General features: G+C 58.4%; 15 protein-coding genes. 12 read left to right on the top strand and 3 right to left on the bottom strand.

Annotated elements, in window-relative coordinates; all coding sequences use genetic code 11:
- The first annotated feature begins 109 nt into the window (after positions 1–109).
- Positions 110–316 (top strand): phage minor head protein, encoded by a 207-nt coding sequence (locus N6L24_RS15585; RefSeq protein WP_442872598.1) that lies wholly within the window; start codon positions 110–112, stop codon positions 314–316.
- A 661-nt stretch (positions 317–977) separates the two neighbouring features.
- Here the strand turns inward: N6L24_RS15585 and N6L24_RS11585 are convergent.
- Positions 978–2135 (bottom strand): mandelate racemase/muconate lactonizing enzyme family protein, encoded by a 1158-nt coding sequence (locus tag N6L24_RS11585; RefSeq protein WP_271844837.1) that lies wholly within the window; start codon positions 2133–2135, stop codon positions 978–980.
- Positions 2136–2340: 205 nt separating this feature from the next.
- On the opposite strand from N6L24_RS11585, the gene N6L24_RS11580 reads away from it, so the two are divergent.
- Complete coding sequence (locus N6L24_RS11580) at positions 2341–3792, top strand: sulfatase-like hydrolase/transferase (protein ID WP_271844836.1); 1452 nt, start codon at positions 2341–2343, stop codon at positions 3790–3792.
- Here the strand turns inward: N6L24_RS11580 and N6L24_RS11575 are convergent.
- Positions 3789–4709 (bottom strand): LysR family transcriptional regulator, encoded by a 921-nt coding sequence (locus N6L24_RS11575; protein ID WP_271844835.1) that lies wholly within the window; start codon positions 4707–4709, stop codon positions 3789–3791. The genes N6L24_RS11580 and N6L24_RS11575 overlap by 4 nt on opposite strands.
- Positions 4706–5632, bottom strand: coding sequence for a LysR family transcriptional regulator (locus tag N6L24_RS11570; RefSeq protein WP_271844834.1), 927 nt, complete (start codon positions 5630–5632; stop codon positions 4706–4708). The genes N6L24_RS11575 and N6L24_RS11570 overlap by 4 nt, the downstream gene beginning before the upstream one ends.
- 240 nt (positions 5633–5872) lie before the next feature.
- On the opposite strand from N6L24_RS11570, the gene N6L24_RS11565 reads away from it, so the two are divergent.
- The 10 genes from N6L24_RS11565 (at position 5873) to N6L24_RS11520 (ending at position 16536) form a co-directional block, all read left to right on the top strand.
- Positions 5873–6817, top strand: coding sequence for a tripartite tricarboxylate transporter substrate binding protein (locus N6L24_RS11565; protein ID WP_271844833.1), 945 nt, complete (start codon positions 5873–5875; stop codon positions 6815–6817).
- A 64-nt stretch (positions 6818–6881) separates the two neighbouring features.
- The gene (locus tag N6L24_RS11560) at positions 6882–7313 is read left to right on the top strand and encodes a tripartite tricarboxylate transporter TctB family protein (RefSeq protein ID WP_271844832.1); all 432 of its coding nucleotides are present in this window, start codon (positions 6882–6884) and stop codon (positions 7311–7313) included.
- Positions 7314–7326: 13 nt separating this feature from the next.
- Complete coding sequence (locus N6L24_RS11555; protein ID WP_271844831.1) at positions 7327–8838, top strand: tripartite tricarboxylate transporter permease; 1512 nt, start codon at positions 7327–7329, stop codon at positions 8836–8838.
- Between the two features lie 209 nt (positions 8839–9047).
- Entirely contained in the window at positions 9048–9851 is an 804-nt protein-coding gene (locus N6L24_RS11550) for an HpcH/HpaI aldolase/citrate lyase family protein (protein ID WP_271844830.1), read from the top strand.
- Between the two features lie 32 nt (positions 9852–9883).
- On the top strand, positions 9884–11344 hold the full coding sequence (locus N6L24_RS11545; protein WP_271844829.1) for a flavin-containing monooxygenase: 1461 nt from the start codon (positions 9884–9886) through the stop codon (positions 11342–11344).
- Between the two features lie 9 nt (positions 11345–11353).
- The gene (locus N6L24_RS11540) at positions 11354–13300 is read left to right on the top strand and encodes an acetoacetate--CoA ligase (protein ID WP_271844828.1); all 1947 of its coding nucleotides are present in this window, start codon (positions 11354–11356) and stop codon (positions 13298–13300) included.
- Between the two features lie 77 nt (positions 13301–13377).
- Complete coding sequence (locus N6L24_RS11535; RefSeq protein WP_271844827.1) at positions 13378–14460, top strand: thiolase family protein; 1083 nt, start codon at positions 13378–13380, stop codon at positions 14458–14460.
- Positions 14457–14879: a Zn-ribbon domain-containing OB-fold protein gene (locus tag N6L24_RS11530; RefSeq protein ID WP_271844826.1), complete on the top strand. Its 423-nt coding sequence runs from the start codon at positions 14457–14459 to the stop codon at positions 14877–14879. Before N6L24_RS11535 ends, N6L24_RS11530 begins: the two co-directional genes overlap by 4 nt.
- On the top strand, positions 14876–15328 hold the full coding sequence (locus tag N6L24_RS11525) for a MaoC family dehydratase (protein WP_271844825.1): 453 nt from the start codon (positions 14876–14878) through the stop codon (positions 15326–15328). Before N6L24_RS11530 ends, N6L24_RS11525 begins: the two co-directional genes overlap by 4 nt.
- Complete coding sequence (locus tag N6L24_RS11520; protein WP_271844824.1) at positions 15325–16536, top strand: MFS transporter; 1212 nt, start codon at positions 15325–15327, stop codon at positions 16534–16536. The genes N6L24_RS11525 and N6L24_RS11520 overlap by 4 nt, the downstream gene beginning before the upstream one ends.
- The last annotated feature ends 31 nt before the right edge of the window (positions 16537–16567 follow it).

Here is a 16567-nt window from a genome sequence, read left to right as displayed (position 1 = left end):
AAATGGCTCTGGACTTACAACAACGAAAGACCAAACATGGGCATCGGCGGGATGACCCCGATACAGAAACTGACAGCAGCTTAAATTCTACTGATACGCCCCTCTAAAAATGGGGGGATTACCTGGGCACCGCCGTTTTTCTGGAGTCCTTGGTATCGCATCGAGGATGTATGGGCGCACACGACGCGATAGCCGCGTCAGACCCAGTCATGCGGAAAACGACGGCCGCGTTTTCGAATGGAATGACCCACCCGCCACGGGTCACCCGGGTGACGACTATGGATGCAGGTGCACCGCTGAACCATACAGCCCTTGAGAGTCTATCTCAGCAGTACGAGCAGAAAACTTACATAAGTTAGCATTCCAAAGAGGACGAATACGCTCAAATTACACAAGATCGTGGTGGCGTATATTGCAAGCGGCCATCGTCCGTTACGCAGGCGGAAAGAGTTTAGGGCCATTATGACCATGACGATAAATATGGCTGCAATACTATTTCGAAAGATGTCAGGCATCAATTGGGATAGCATATTGAAAAAAAATGGTAAAACCGCATTGATTGAAAGATTAACTGCTCCTTCGAGCAAGATATTATGTATTTTTGGTGGCATCATTCGGAGGTCCGGTTTCCCGTGAAATCGTGGATGATCAAACTATTGCGTGCCTAACTGTTTGGTTAACAACTTAGGCGTCAGTCTCTATGTGGCTGCCAAATGGGTGCCAAATTGTGTGGGCTTGAACGGATTAACGTGCCACAGAAGGAACGCATCTGCGAGTGCTAAGTAAATGGAAATACTGCAAAAACGGATCAGGTTGGAACGTATTGGTCAAGGTTGCACAGAAATCTTGAAAATCCTCCTGACGGTGGTTCAGTGCCGTCTCCGGGCACCATTTTACAAGCGTCCCGCACCCCCCTTTGTTATCGCCGCGCAAGCCCTTAGTTTCAGGCGTTTTGCGCGCGCGGCTGAGGTTATGCGCTAGGCGTGATTTACCAAAATTTCGCTGCGTGACATCAGGCTATCGGCGGCACCGGCGGTGTCGGGCGTAAAGCCGAGGCCAGCGGCATCAGGCAGATGGAACCGCCCGTCTACAAGCCCGAGGCCTGCAGGGGTGAAATGCGTCATCAGGGGGTTTTCGGAACTGTCCACTTCCAGCCGTCCGCTGCCTCCTGCGGCGGCAAGCAGATGGGCTGACGCCATCAGGCCAACGCCGCCCCCCAGATAATGCGGAAAATAGCTGCGATCCTGCGCGAGCACCTGTTTGGCCAGCGCCAAACAGGCTGACATTCCCCCCCATTTGCAGACATCCGGCTGAAACACACTAAGGGCCCCTGACGCCAGGAAATTGTCAAACTCGGGCTGCGTGCGCATGTTTTCACCGGCGGCGATATCCAATGTGCAGGCCTGCGCGAGCGCAACCCAATCTGCCACGGGGGTATCGGCGGGCATCGGCTCTTCCAAAAAGAGCGGCGAGAGCCGCCCCAATCTTGCGGCCTGTTTTATCGCTGTTGGCAGATCCCAGGCCTGGTTGGCGTCAAACATGATGCGTTCGTCCGCCCCAAGGCCCGCCGCCGCGGCCTCTGCCTGACCCAGGCTGTCGTCTGCGCCAAAGCCGACGCGCTGTTTGAAATGATCATAGCCAAGGGCGCGCATGCGCGCGATCTGCCCTTCGTAGGCATCCGGTGAAATGCCGCTGGCATAGGCCAGAACCGAGGTCTTTTCTGCCCCCATAAACCGCGCAAGGCTTTGGTTTGACCGGCGCGATGCCAAATCGTGAATGGCGATATCAAGCCCCGCCGCGATCTGCACCACAGGACCGATTTCACCGGCCTGCAGAGCAATGCGGTGGAGCCGCTGTGCAATGCGCCTAAAGGGCGATTGCGTGAGATCACTGCTGAGGCCTGCTAGGGCGGCCGGCAGCACATTCTGCGCCAGGCGCACCCGATGCAGATCGCCGTCAGGCGGAAAGTTGCACCAGATTTCGCCCCATCCAAAGGCCCCTTCGGTATCTTCGAGCCGCACCAAAATGCAGGGGCGGCTGGTCACATCGCCCATTGTGCTGGGAATGGCGCGCGACAGCTGGTGCCGGAAATGGAAAACCTCAACTCGGGCAAGCAATGGGGGGGTCACGGACATACCTCTATCTGGCTTTTGACCAGCCTATGCAGCCCGCTGCCGCCCGGCTAGCGCGCGCTGCGTTCAATGCCATGCTGAAACGGGTATATGTCGCTGGAAAGGGGATATATCGGATTCTGAATACCGGCAGACAATCAAATGCGTTGATAGCCGAGGGCATTCCATCAGGATGGTGGGACAGTTTTTGCGAAGACCGGGGTTTTGTATGCAACCACAGAACACAATTTTTCTACTGTCGGATCAACATTCCCCGACGGCATTGGGTTGCTACGGAAACTCCGTTGTTCAGACACCAAACCTTGATCGGCTGGCCGCGCGGGGCACCCGGTTCTCTGCGGCCTATTGCAACTCGCCGATCTGCGTGCCGGCGCGCGCAGCCATTGCCACCGGCCGCTACGTGCATCAGACCGGCTATTGGGACAACAGCCGCGGGTATGAAGGGTCGGTTCCGTCTTGGGGGCACCGATTGGCACGCGAAGGGTATAGTGTTGAATCTGTGGGAAAATTGCATTTTCGCTCTGAGGCGGACCCGACCGGGTTTGATCGCCAGGTTGTCCCGATGCACATTGCTGAAGGCGGCGGGGCGCTGCTGGGCTTGCTGCGCGACGATACCGCGGAGCTCAAGAAATACCGCGAATATCACCTTGAGGCGGGGCCAGGTGAATCAAGCTATACCAAATATGACCGCCGGATCACCGAAGAGGCGATCAAGTGGATCCATGAGAAGGCCGCCAACCCGAGCGAGAAACCCTGGGTGGGTATGTTGTCTTTGGTATGTCCGCATCCGCCCCTGCAATGCCCAGAAGAGTTCTATGCGCTCTATCCGCCTGAAGACCTGGACTTGCCATATCTTTCGACGCCGGGCGACTGGCCAGAGCACCCGGCCTTTCAGACCCATCGCACTTTCCAAGGCTGCGCTGAGCCGTTTTCCGAAGATGTCGTGCGCCGCTCCATGGCGGCCTATTATGGGCTCACAAGTTTCCTGGACCATAACATCGGCTTAATCCTGAAAGCGCTTGAGGAAACCGGGCTGCTTGAGGACACGCGGATCATCTATTCCAGTGACCATGGCGAGGCGGATGGCAAACATGGCCTCTGGGGCAAATACAATATGTACGACCACTCCGTGGGTGTGCCGCTGATCATGGCGGGGCCGGACATTCCGGCGGGCCGGGTCGAACCGACGCCTGTGACCCATGTGGATCTCTATCAGACCATCCTGAGTTCGGTGGATGCGCCGCTTTATGAAGACGAAGCTGCGATGCCCGGACGCTCCCTCTTTGATGTGATAGATGCGCCTGACCCGGATCGCGTGGCGTTTTCAGAATATCACGCGGCGGCGGCCAACTCTGCGATCTATATGATCCGCAAGGGGCGCTATAAATTTGTCTATTATGTCGGTCTGCCCAATCAGCTTTTTGATCTGGTGGCCGATCCAGAGGAACGTGTCGATCTGGCGGATGATCCGGACTATCAGGGGATCTGCGCCGCCTATGAGGCGATCCTGCGGGACATGCTGGACCCCGAGGCCATTGATACAATTGCCCGCACGGATCAGCAGGCCAGAATTTTGGTCAATGGCGGACGGCAGGCCATTCGCAACAAAGGGGCCTTTGGCGCGACACCGCCGCCGGGTGAGAAAGCCAGCTATCGCTAGTTTGGCGTTTCGGGCGGGGCCCAGGGCGAGGCAGGATCAGCGATGATCTGCTGCAACTCTTCCAGAAGGGCCGCGCAGACCGGATGGGGCGTTTCGTTTTTGCGCAGCGTGACGCCTGAATAGCGCAACATCTCAATCTCAGGGCAGCTGATCGAAGCCAGCTTTTCTGTCAAATTGCTTTGAAAATCCGCCGTTGAGGCCATGATGGCGAGGTCACTTTGCGCGACGATCTGCAAGGCGCAGGAAAAATCATTCACACTGACATGCGGCTTGGGGGCCACGATGCCATGGGCGTCAAACATCTGGTTGAAATGGTTTCGGATCAACGTGCCCTCTGGCAGCACCCAGCGCAATTCGGCCAGATCCGCGGTCTGGCAAATGCGCCCATCATCCCAGGGGTGCCCGCGTCGCACCAAAACCGCCAGATCAAGTTGCATCAGGCGTTTGGGCGTCAGGGTTTCAGAATAGACATCTGCCAATGTCGTTGGGCCGAGAACCATATCCAGTTCGCCCCGGGCCAGTTGCCCATGCAGGTGATAGGGCATGCCTGCGATCACGCTGATATTGGTGTTGGGAAACTGGGCATGCAGCTTGACCAAGGCTTTTGACAAGGGGCCGTGCAGCCAGACATAGCCAGCCCCGATCTGGATTTCGTCTTGGCCGGATGTCTCGATATGCCGCAGCGCGCTGCGCAGGTTGGCGTCGATCGACTGCGCGTAATGCAGGAGGATTTTGCCAAAGGCGTTGGGCTCCACCCCTCGGGGGTGACGTTCAAAAAGCGGTGCCCCCAATTCGTCTTCCAGCCGGCTGATAAACCGGGACAGCGCAGGCTGGTTCATATCCAGTTCCTTGGCCGCCGCCGAGATATTGCCGCGCTCCACAACTTTCAGAAACAGGCTCAGGTGGTTGAGGTTCATGCCGCTCCCCCAGTTTTGGCGTCGTATTCATGGTCCAGACAGGTCGCGCGCAATTCCTTTAAGAACAGGTTGCACAGTGGCGTCAGCATGGCCTTTCGCAGGGTGAGGCAGCCCATCTGGACCGTAAAGTTCAAATCCGCGCAGCGGACTCTGCGCAAATGGGCGTGCGTGTCCTCGGTGGACGGCGGCATTGCCCCAAATGACAGCAAGCGGCTTTCGGAGACCACATCCAGAACCATGCCGGGATTGTCGACTTCGATCCGGGGCGTGGGGCTGACCCCGGTCTTGGCCGCAAAGACAGTGTCAAATTTTCGGCGCGCATAAGTGTGGCGCGGCAGCGCCCATTCCATTGCGGCCAATTCGCTGAGGGGCTTTTCGCCGCCGTGCACCGCCGGGTGGTCTGCGGCGGCAAAAACGGTGAATTCTGTTTCCCACATCGGCTCAACATCCAAAAGCCCCGCATAGTCTGATTTGATTTCAATAGGCCCAAGCGCAAAGTCAATTTGCCCCTTGAGCAGTTTGTTCAGCAGCGTTTCAGCCGGGGCCGACGTGACAGAGATACGCGCAGCGGGGTGTGTGGCGGACACCCGCGCAATTGCGGTGGGCACCAGGCGATGCAGCCAGGAGGGCGTTGCGCCGATGCGGGCGGTTCCCTTGGTGGCCCCCAGGGCATCGGTCAGGCTGCGCAGGGCACTTTTATAGTTGGCATCGATGGACTGCGCAGCCTCCAGCAGTTTTTGACCGTTGGCATTGGGCGTCACGCCTTTGGAATGGCGGTCAAAGAGTTTTGTGCCCACTTCGGTTTCGAGCGCACGTAAATGCCGCGACAGCACTGGCTGCGCCATACCCAAAGCCTGTGCCGCACTGGAAATACTGCCCAATTCGGCAATTTTCATAAACAGACGCAGGTTTCGAATGTCCATATCCAGAGGCCTCGGTTCCGTGTAAAGTTCAATAAATTCAGCGTGGTATAACACAAATATCGGGGCGCTGTCGCGCGGGTAATGAGGAGTATATCACTTTCTATATAGCTGTAGACAGCAATGCTGGTAGATCGCGCAGGTTTAATGACCGATCCTCTGTCAGGAAGTCGGCGCGCGGCGATGCATAAGATGACGCAATGGATGCTGACGGAAACGACGACCATTCTCTGGGAGGAAAACATGAGCCTTTTTGGAACTCTTAAGACAACTCTGGCAGCGGCAGCGGCGCTTGGCGTGATGACTGCAACAGCCATTGCCGGGGATTACCCGGATCGCCCCATTACGCTGGTGGTGCCAACTGCACCCGGTGGTGGTGTTGACACACAGGCCCGCGCTCTGGCACCGGTCATGGAAGAAGTGCTGGGCCAGCCTGTGCAGGTGGTGAACCGCAAAGGCGCGGGCGGCACCGTCGGTTTGCAAAGCCTTGTGCTGCCAGCTGATCCGGACGGTTATACAATTGCGGCCTCTGCCTCGGTTTCGATGATCGAGAACCCCATTCTGCAAGGCCTGCCTTATGGGCCCGAAGATCTGACCATCCTCGGCACAACAGGCCAATTCCAAGGGGCGCTGGTGGCTTCGTCAAATGCCCCCTACAAGACCTGGGATGAATTCCTGGCCCATGCCAAGGCCAACCCGGGCAGCCGCTGGTATGCGCTGGGTCAAGTGACCGTCGCGATCATGAATACCATCGCAGCGGCAGAGGGCCTTGATATCTCGATCATTCCGGGACAGGGCGGGGCCACCATGGCACCCACGCTGATTGCCGGGGACGCAGATGTTTCGATCAGCGGCGGTATCCACACCCCCTTTGTTGAAAGCGGTGAACTGGTCGTGTTGCTGAACCTGCTGGGCGAAGGGGATCTGATGGCGACGCCAGGTCTGCCTTCCTCACAGGAACTTTACGGTGTTTCGCTGGAAAACAACCTTGTGTTGTCGGGTCCGGCGGGCCTGCCTGCTGACGTGGTTGCCAAGCTTGAAGAGGCGATCATGAAAGCTGCTGCAAGCGATCGGCACAAAGAGGTCATGGACACGATCCAATACCCCATCGTCTATCGCAGCGCCGAGGAAGCGACCAAGAAATTGGTGGCCCAAGCGGAAGGCGCACGCAACCTGCTTGCGAACTAACCAAGCCTGAGGCGCAGGTATCATTCATCTGCGCCTCTCATTCTTGCCAACCCCGGAGACCCCGATGCACCGCGACGAACAAATATTCTTTATTCTCCTCGCGATCGCTTCCGTGATTTTCTATTTTGTCATCATTCCTTGGCAAATTGACGATCCGGACTGGGCGACAGTATCGCCGCGTTTGATCCCGCAGGCCTGTGCCATTCTGATCTTTGTGCTGTCGATCTACAAACTAGCGACGACCTTTCGCTTTCGACGCGCTGAGGTTCTGGTAAGCGCCGACAGCTATCGCACCTTGGCCATGGTGGTGGCGGTGCCAGCGATTGCGGCTCTGGCCATGCAATGGGTTGGCTTCTGGATCCCCGCCGGGATCATGGTCGCGGTTTCCTTGCTGCTCTCGGGGCAGCGTAACCCTTTGATCGTTATCGGCTTTGCGTTGGGTCTAACAGGGGCCACTTGGTTCCTGCTCGATCTCGCTGGGCTTTACGTCAAATAATCGGGCGATACCCATGGATATCTTAAACAGCGTCCTCTCGCAGTCTTTAACCCTGTCGAATGTGTTCTTTGTGGCCGCCGGTATCTTTCTTGGGTACGTGGTGGGCGCCATCCCGGGCCTTGGCAAGGTGACAGCCGCCGCGATTGCCATCCCGTTGACCTATGCCATGAACCCAGTCAGTGCGATTGGCTTTCTGGTTGGCATCGCCAAGGGCTCCACAGCAGGCAACGCCGTGTCTGCCATTTTGATCAACACCCCGGGCGAGCCGTCCTCCGTGCCAACAGCGATGGATGGCTATCCGTTGTCCAAACGCGGGCAGGGTATGAAAGCCATGAAAGTGGCCTTGCTGGCCTCGACCTTTGGTGACTTCTGCTCAACCTGGCTGCTGATCTTTCTCACCGCCCCCCTGGCCTCGATTGCGGTGCAGATCGGTAAGGTTGAACTGACCGCGATTTTGATTTTTGCGATGACCTTCATCGCTGCGCTTTCCGGAAAATCGCTGTCCAAAGGCCTGATCTCAGGCATGATCGGGATCACGCTGGCCTCGGTCGGGCTTGAGGTTGAAACCGGGACGCCGCGGATGACCTTTGGCTCCCTACTTGTGTATGACGGGCTGCCGTTGATTGCGATTGCGATTGGCATTGTTGCGGTGGCTGAGATGGTGCTGCAACTGGAGGAGAAGAAAAACAGCGACGGAACAGCGCCGACCCTGACCTTTGAAAAGGGCGAGCAAAGCAATCTGACCCGCTCAGACATCAAGACGATCGCCCCAACGGTCGCGCGCGGCACATTGATCGGCGCAGGTATCGGCTTGCTACCCGGATTGGGTGCCGCCATTGCCTCCTTTGCCTCTTACGGGGCAACGCGCAAATTGTCCAAGGACCCTGACAGCTTTGGGCGCGGCAACATCCAAGGCGTTGCTGCGGCAGAAAGTGCTGATAACGCGGTCATTCCCGCCAGTTTGATTACGCTTTTTGCGCTGGGCATTCCCGGCAGTGTGATTGCCGCGATCCTGGCCGCTGGCTTCACCATGCATGGGATTATTCCCGGCCCGCTGATGATGCGCGAGAATCCTGATTTCATGCTTGGTCTCTTCGGCTCCATGCTGCTCGCGTCAGTATTGATGCTGGTCATCGGCTGGGTCGGCATGCGCTTCTTCGCCCGGGTGATTTCCATCCCCTTCACTTACCTCTTTTCCGGCGTCATCTTCTTTAGCGTCGTCGGGGCCTATCTGCAGGGTGGTGGTGTGTTCGGTGTCTTCGTCATGGTGGCCTTTGGCATCATTGGCTATTTTCTCAAGCGCTTCGACTTTTCGTTCGTGACCTTCATCATTGGGTTCATCATCGGTCCGCAGCTTGAGTTGGCAGTGCGCCAATCGATCATCATCACCCGCGGCCGCAGCATCTGGGAGTACCCGCTGGCGTTACTGTTTGGGGTCGTCACAATTGTCGTTCTGATCAGCATGGCCATGTCGACATACAAGCGTGTTTCGAAGGGGGGGGATTCCAGCGAAACACCGACATAGGCAGGTGCGATACACCCTGCGAACAAAATTGTGTTGCTCCCGGAAAAAGGTCGCTGAACTTGGTTTGGCGGCCTTTTTTCTTTGGCTTCTCTGGCTATAGCAGAATTCACATATCTACCAGCAAACCGGCCTATGACTTTTCGGTTTTGACCACGATAGCCTTGGGGAAATTGAACCGGCCCCGTGCGAAAGAAATCGTGGAACATCATATGTCAGCCCCAGAAAACCGATTTAAGAAACGTCTCAATTCAGGACAAATTCAATTCGGCTGTTGGCTGGGAATGGCAGAGCCCTATGTGGCGGAAATGGCGGCGCTCTGTGGGTTTGATGTGCTGGTCATCGATGGCGAACATGCCCCCGTTGATATGAAATCGATGCTTGGCCAACTTAAGGCCTTGGAAGGCAGCCCCTCGCAACCCTTGCTGCGGCTTCCGGTGGATCAGACCCATCTGGTGAAACAGGCGCTGGATTTTGGGGCCCAGAATTTGCTGATCCCGATGATTGAATCAAAAGAACAGGCCGAGGCCATGGCCAAAGCCATGCGCTATCCACCGCATGGGATCCGGGGCGTCGGGGCAGGGATGGCGCGCGCCTCAAAGTTTTCGATGATCGCTGACTATCAGCAGACCGCCGACGATCAGGTCTGCGTGATGCTTCAGGTCGAAAGCCGCGCCGGACTGGATGCGCTGGATGACATTTTGGCGGTTGAGGGCATTGATGGGGTGTTCATTGGGCCCGGGGACCTGTCGGCCAACCTTGGCTATGCAGAGACCCCAAAGCATCCGGAATTCAAGGCCATTGTCAAAGACGCGCTGACCCGGATCAAGGCCGCCGGTCGCGCGGCAGGCATCATCGAAACCGATGATGACTACATTCAGCAATACATAGACTTGGGTGTCGATTTCATCGCAACCGACGTTGATGTCGCCCTTTACATGAATGCCATGCGTAAGGCCGCGCGCCGCTACAGCGGACCTGACGCGGCCGAAACCGGCGATATTTCCGGATACTAAGCCGCCGCTGCCCACCGAAAGAGGAGAGATCGATGAGTTCGACAAGCGTTGCAATTATTGGCGCGGGCCCCGGTGGGCTTGCTGCGGCCCGCTGGCTGAAACAGCATGGGTTTGACCCGGTGCTTTTTGAAAGCCATTCGGGTTTGGGGGGGCAGTGGAACAACACAAACCCTAACAGCGGTGTCTGGCCCGACATGCGCACCAACACCTTTAGCGGCGCAACACGGTTTTCAGATCTGGCCTACCCTGAGGGGACCCCCCTGTTTCCCCACAACAAACAGGTGCTGACCTATCTGACGACTTTTGCCGAGAGGTTCGGCCTGACAGAGGCCATTCGCTTCTCCACCGAGGTGGTGGAACTGAAATCTTCCGCTGGCGGCTATACATTGGTCACGCGCTCGGGCGGCGTGCAAGAAACGCATGAATTTGCCCGCGTCGTTGTGGCCACGGGGCGGTTTAACGCGCCGGTCATCCCGCCGGTGCCCGGACAAGAGCAGTTTTCCGGCGACATGGGGATTGTGCATACGTTCAACTACGACGACCCAGATCTTTATCGTGGCAAACGTGTTGTTGTGGCGGGCGGGTCAATTTCGGCACTGGAAATCGCCTCGGACCTCGCGATGCTGGGGGCAAAAACCGTCTACCTCGCGCAACGTCGGCAACGCTATGTTGTGCCAAAGATGGTGGCAGGTACGCCATTTGAATATTTCTCGCATACCTATCAGGCCGCGCTGGCCGCTGAGACCGCCAGCCCCGAAGCCCAAAAAGAAGCGCAACAAGAATTTGTTCTGAAACTGGCCGGGAACCCGGCGCATTACGGCGCGCCGGCACCGCACCCAGACGTGACCAAAGCCGGTTTCACCGCTTCGCCCCATTACCTCAACCTTGTGGCCGAGGGACGCATTCATCCGGTGGGATGGTTTCAGGATATTGAGGGCACTCATGTTCGGTTCGAGGACGGCGCAGAGGCCGATGTGGATGCGCTGATCTTTGGCACCGGGTTTGATCTGAACCTGCCGTTCCTCTCCGATGAGATCGCCGCAACCTTAAAACAGGATGCGCTGGGCATGGATCTGCATGAATTCACCTTCCATCCGGATCTGCCCGGCTTGGGGTTCATCGGGCTTTGGTGTCAGCTGGGGTCCTATTTCTGCCCGATTGAGCAGCAGGCGCGGTATCTGGCCTATGCGTGGTCCGGCGCCATTGAGCCACCGACCGCCGAAACCCTAAAACAGGGCGTCGCGCGGGGGCTGCAGGAACAGCACCGCACAGCGACATTGAAACAAAACGCCATGGCAGTGCGCTTTGCACGCTTGAACGGCAGTGATCCGGCCAGCCAGCTGGATTCCGATCTGGTCGACATGGTTTCGCCGTCAGCCACCACGGGGCTTTTGTTCCGCCTCGCAGGTCCTGACGCTCTCCCAGATGGGCTGGAGCAATTACAAAACCAAATGTCCACCTATGCCTCTGCCCTTTTGGGCCCCTCGACATAGGAGTGCCCAATGTCAAATTCCTCTTCTGAAATCCTGTGGAAACCTTCCGCCGCCACCGCAACCAAATCGGCGCTGTCAAAATTCGCCTCTCAGAACGGTTTTGCGCTGACGGATTACGACAGCCTGCACCGCTGGTCGGTCAGCGACCTGGGCGGGTTCTGGGCTGCGGTCTGGGATTATTGCGATGTCTACGGCGATCAGGGCGCGACCCGTTTTGTGCGGGATGAAGCCAAACCCATGACCGGATCGCGGTTTTTCCCCGAGGCGACGCTGAACCTGGCGGAAAACCTGTTGATGCGCGGTGGTGACACCAGCATTGCGGTCTGCGAGGCCAGCGAAACCGGGGCGTACCGCGAAATCACCCGCGGCGAGCTGCGCGCCCAGGTTGCCCGCGTGGCCAACGGCCTGCGCAAGGCTGGCATCAAGCCCGGCGATCGCGTGGCTGGTGTGCAAGGCAACAACGTGAATGCCTTGGTGGCGACGCTTGCGACCTTGGCGGTGGGCGGGGTCTGGACGTCTTGTTCGCCAGATTTCGGCGTTGCGGCCATTGTGGACCGGATTGGGCAGGTTCAGCCCAAACTGCTCTTTGCGGATGTGTCTTATGACTATGGCGGCAAAACCCACGATATTTCAGATCGGATCATCGAGATCAGCGCGCAGGTCCCGAGCATCACCAAAGTGATCACCAACCACCGGCTCGACCTCAAGGGGGCGGTGCTGCAATCCGAGTTTGGCGAAGACAGGCCGCTGAAGTTTGAAACCGTCGGCTTTCATCATCCGGCCTATGTGCTTTACACCTCGGGCACGACCGGCGCGCCCAAAGCCATTGTGCATCGGGTGGGCGGCGTGTTGCTGCAGCACCTCAAAGAACATGTGCTCCACGGTGATGTCGGCCCCAATGACCGCGTCACCTGGTATACCAACACAGCCTGGATGATGTACCACTGGCTGATTTCGGCCTTGGGCACCGGCGCGGCGATTGTGCTTTATGACGGCGCACCGATCCTGAAGGGCGCCGACGGTCTTGACTGCACCCCGCTTTGGGATCTGGCCGAACGGGCGGGTGTCACCCATTTTGGCACAAGTCCCAAATATCTGGCGACCCTCGCCGCCGAAGGGTATGCGCCCGGCGCGCGACATGACCTCAGCGCACTGCGCGGCCTTTATGTCTGCGGGGCCCCATGTCTGCCGCATCAATTCTCTTGGGTCTATGAACATATCAAACAGGATATGATGTTTGCTTCGATCTCAGGGGGCACGGAAGTTCTCGGCTCATTTCTTATCGGATCGCCGCTGCACCCGGTGCGCCGGGGGGAGCTGACGGTTCCCGCCCTTGGTCACGCGGTGTCCGTGCTGGATGAACGCGGAGCCCCGGTGATCGGACAACGCGGAGAATTGGTCTGCACCGAACCTTTCCCCTCCATGCCGCTGACCTTCTGGGGCGAGGGCGGCGATCAGCGCTATCACGACACCTATTTCGCAGACCGGCCTGAAATCTGGACCCACGGAGATGTGGCAGAGATGACGGCCACGGGCGGCGGCGTTGTGCATGGGCGGTCTGACAACACGCTGAAACCGGGGGGCGTGCGCATCGGCATTTCGGAAATCTACGCGGTTTGCGAACAATATGAAGAGTTTGATGACTATCTGGTTTTTGGTGCCAATCATGACGGCGACGAAGAGGTGGTTCTGGCGCTGGCGTTGTCTGAGGGGACGGAGCTGACAGATACGCTGGTCAAACGGCTGCGGCAGAAAATACGCAGCGAAGCCTCCCCCCGGCATGTGCCTGCGCGGGTGCATGTGGTGAAACAGATCCCCTACACCATCAATGGCAAACGGGTCGAAGGCGCGGCGCGCACCATGATCAATGGCGGGCAGGTCAAGAACCTCGGCTCGATCGCGAACCCGGATTGCCTGTCTGAATATGCAAGCCTGTCACGGGACACAGCCCTATGAGACATTTGACCCCCCGAGCCGCGATCAGCGGAATTGGTGAATTAAAACCTCAGCGGCGCACAGAGAATGTCGCCACTATGGATATGTTGATGCGGGTCTCGGCCGAGGCGATTGCCGATGCCGGGCTGACCGCAGATCAGGTGGACGGATTGCTGGTCGGTCCGCAGGTCGGCGAGACACCACAGCACGTCCCCGCCGCGGTGTCCGAATATTTTGGCATGATGCCCACAATGTCCAATGTGGTGGATCTGGGCGGAGCGTCGGGCCATGGCATGATTTGGCGCGCGGCGGCGGCGATTGCCGCCGGGCAATGTGAGACCGTGTTGTGTGTCATTGGCAATCACCGCAACCCGATCCCGCCGCGCGCGGCAAACCGCAACCCCGCGCGCGAATTTGACACACCTTTTGGTGCATCCGGTGCCAACACCTCCTACGCCTTGTTGATGCAAGCGCATATGGCCGCCTATGGCTGCACACCGGAGGACTATGCCCAGATTGCGGCGGGGGCGCGGGCCAACGCGCAGCTCAATCCGATGGCGATCTTCTATGGAAAACCGGCCTCGGTGGAGGATGTGTTGGCCTCGCCTCTGGTGGCCTCTCCGTTGCATCTGCTTGAAATTGTCATGCCCGTGGCCGGGGCGGATGCGGTGATCGTGACTACGGCCGAGAAGGCCAAGCAAGGCCCGCATCGTCCGGTGCATTTGCTTGGCGCGGGTGAAAAGATCACCCATCGCGCGGTTAGTCAGGCGCCAAATCTCACCTCCGGCCCGCTGAAACCGTCCATCGCACGGGCGCTGGATCAGTCAGGATTGGGTATTCAGGATGTCGATTTCCTCAGCCTCTATGACTGTTACACCATCATGGTCGCGGCCACGATCGAAGACGCGGGCCTGTGCCAGCCCGGTCAATTCGGCGCATGGCTGCGGGACAATGGCGGCATGGGGCATACGGCTGCCAAGCCGATCAATACCCATGGCGGCCAGCTTGGCTTTGGACAACCCGATTTGGCCGGTGGGATGACCCATGTGGTCGAGGCGGTGCGGCAAATCCGGGGCACAACCGGCGCGCGGCAAATGAAAAAATGTGACACCGCATTGGTCACGGGCAATGGGGCCACGATGAGCGAAGCGGTGGCCCTGATCCTTGGAGGTGCCGCATGACCGATCTGTCTGAGCTGAAGGTTCCCGGTCCAATATTTGAGCCACTGAATACACCGTTTTGGGACAGCGCTGCCGAGGGCGTTCTGAAAATTCAACACTGCCAAAGCTGCCAATCGCATGTTTTCTACCCGCGTCCAATTTGCCCGCATTGCTGGGCGGACGCCCTGGAATGGGTTGCGGTTTCGGGGCAGGGGCAGCTCAAGAGTTATTCGGAAATTCACAAGCCGGGTCACCCGGGTTGGGCCTCCATCGCGCCCTATGTCGTCGGGCTGGTGCGCTTGCGGGAAGGCCCGACATTGCTGAGCCATATTCTGACCGATGGCCAGGCTCCGCGTGTCGGGGCACCGGTCGATTTTGCGCCCACGCGCATCGGTGAAAACACGCTCCCCTGTTTTAGACTTGCAAAGGACATGACATGACAAATTCACAAAATGGTTGGACAAACGTGGTGAACGGGATGCCCAGCGTCGGGCAAGCCGCCGAGCGCAGCCGCACAACGACGCTGGCGGATATTCAGGCCTTTACCGAAATGACGGGCGACCGGAACCCGGTGCATTACGACGAGGAACTGGCCAAGAAAACCGCCTTTGGCAAGCTGATCGTGCAAGGCGGAGTCACCACCGGCATTCTCAATGCCTGCGTGGCTGAGGATTTGCCGGGACCGGGGACTGTGTTTCTCAACACCAACCTGAATTTCAGAAAGGCGGTTGGCGTTGGCGAAAAGATCACCGGCCGGGTGGAAATCGCTGAAATGCGTGCAGACAAGCCGATCTGTACGCTGAAAGTCTCGGTCACAGATGGGGCGGGCGATATCTGCGTGGAAGGCACGGCAACCACCTACACGATGCCGCTTAACGGATTGAAATGACCGCGCGATTGAAAACCAAATGGCACGCCCTGATCTGGACGGGGCTTGCCGTGATCTTGTCGCTGACCACTTGGTTTTCGGCCACTGCTGTGATTCCAAACCTCTCGGCCGATTGGGGGCTGAGCGCCGCGCAATCAAGCTGGCTGACCAATGCGGTGCAGGCCGGGTTTGTCATAGGTGCCTTGACGGCCAGCCTGCTAGCCTTGGTTGATGTCGTGCCTCTGACGCGGTTGATGGCGGCGGCGGCCCTGACGGCGGCCTTGGCAAATGCGGTGCTATTGCTTTCGCCTTCCTTTGCTTGGGTTGTGCTGGCCCGGTTCCTGACGGGGGTCGCACTGTCGAGTGTGTATCCGCCGGCGATGAAATTCATTGCAACCTGGTTCAAGACAGGGCGTGGATTGGCAATGGGGGCCATGGTGGGCGCGCTGTCGTTGGGATCGGCCTTACCGCATCTGGTGCGCGGGCTGGGCGGCAGCGTCGATTGGCAACCTGTCGTCTTGGTGACAAGCCTGTGCAGCCTGTTGGCCGCTGTGATCTTTGGCACGATCTTACATGACGGCCCACATGGGTTTGCCAAAACCCGCGTTGACCCGCGACAGGTCGGAGCCATCCTGCGCGACCGCCCGGTCATGCTCGCCAATCTGGGGTACTTTGGCCATATGTGGGAGCTTTACGCCATGTGGGGCTGGTTCCTGACGTTTGCCACCGCTGGTTTTGCCAGCGAAATTTCTGCCGCGCATCTGTCGATATTGACCTTTGCCGTGATCGCCCTTGGCGCGCCGGGTAGTTTTTTGGCCGGAATGGCGGCTGACCGCATTGGGCGCTGCAACGTGACGGCGGTCTTGATGGCGGTCTCTGGGGCTTCGGCGCTGGCCATTGGGTTCAGTTTTGATGCGCCGCTGTGGGTCTTTGCCATGGTCGCCATGCTCTGGGGCGCAACGGTGGTGTCTGACAGCGCGCAGTTTTCAGCGGCGGTCACAGAGTTGGCGGATCAGACTTTGGTCGGCTCAGCGCTGGCGTTTCAAATGGGGGTGGGGTTTGCCATCACCATTCTGACGATCTGGCTTGTGCCGCAGATCGCAGAGTTTTTCGGCGGCTGGCAGTGGAGCCTTCTGGTTCTGGTGCCCGGCCCCTGTATCGGCGTGGCCGCGATGCTGGTGCTGAAACGGCACCCAGCTGCCATCAAAATCGCAAATGGAAAACGGTAAGCCGCGCTCATGCGCGCCCCTTTTCGGAGGA

The sequence above is a fragment of the Cognatishimia sp. SS12 genome (genome assembly GCF_028369055.1).
In the GTDB taxonomy this organism is placed as follows: domain Bacteria; phylum Pseudomonadota; class Alphaproteobacteria; order Rhodobacterales; family Rhodobacteraceae; genus Cognatishimia.
The sequence above is the reverse complement of the archived record's forward strand: the minus strand, read 5'-3'. Positions and strand labels throughout refer to the sequence as shown.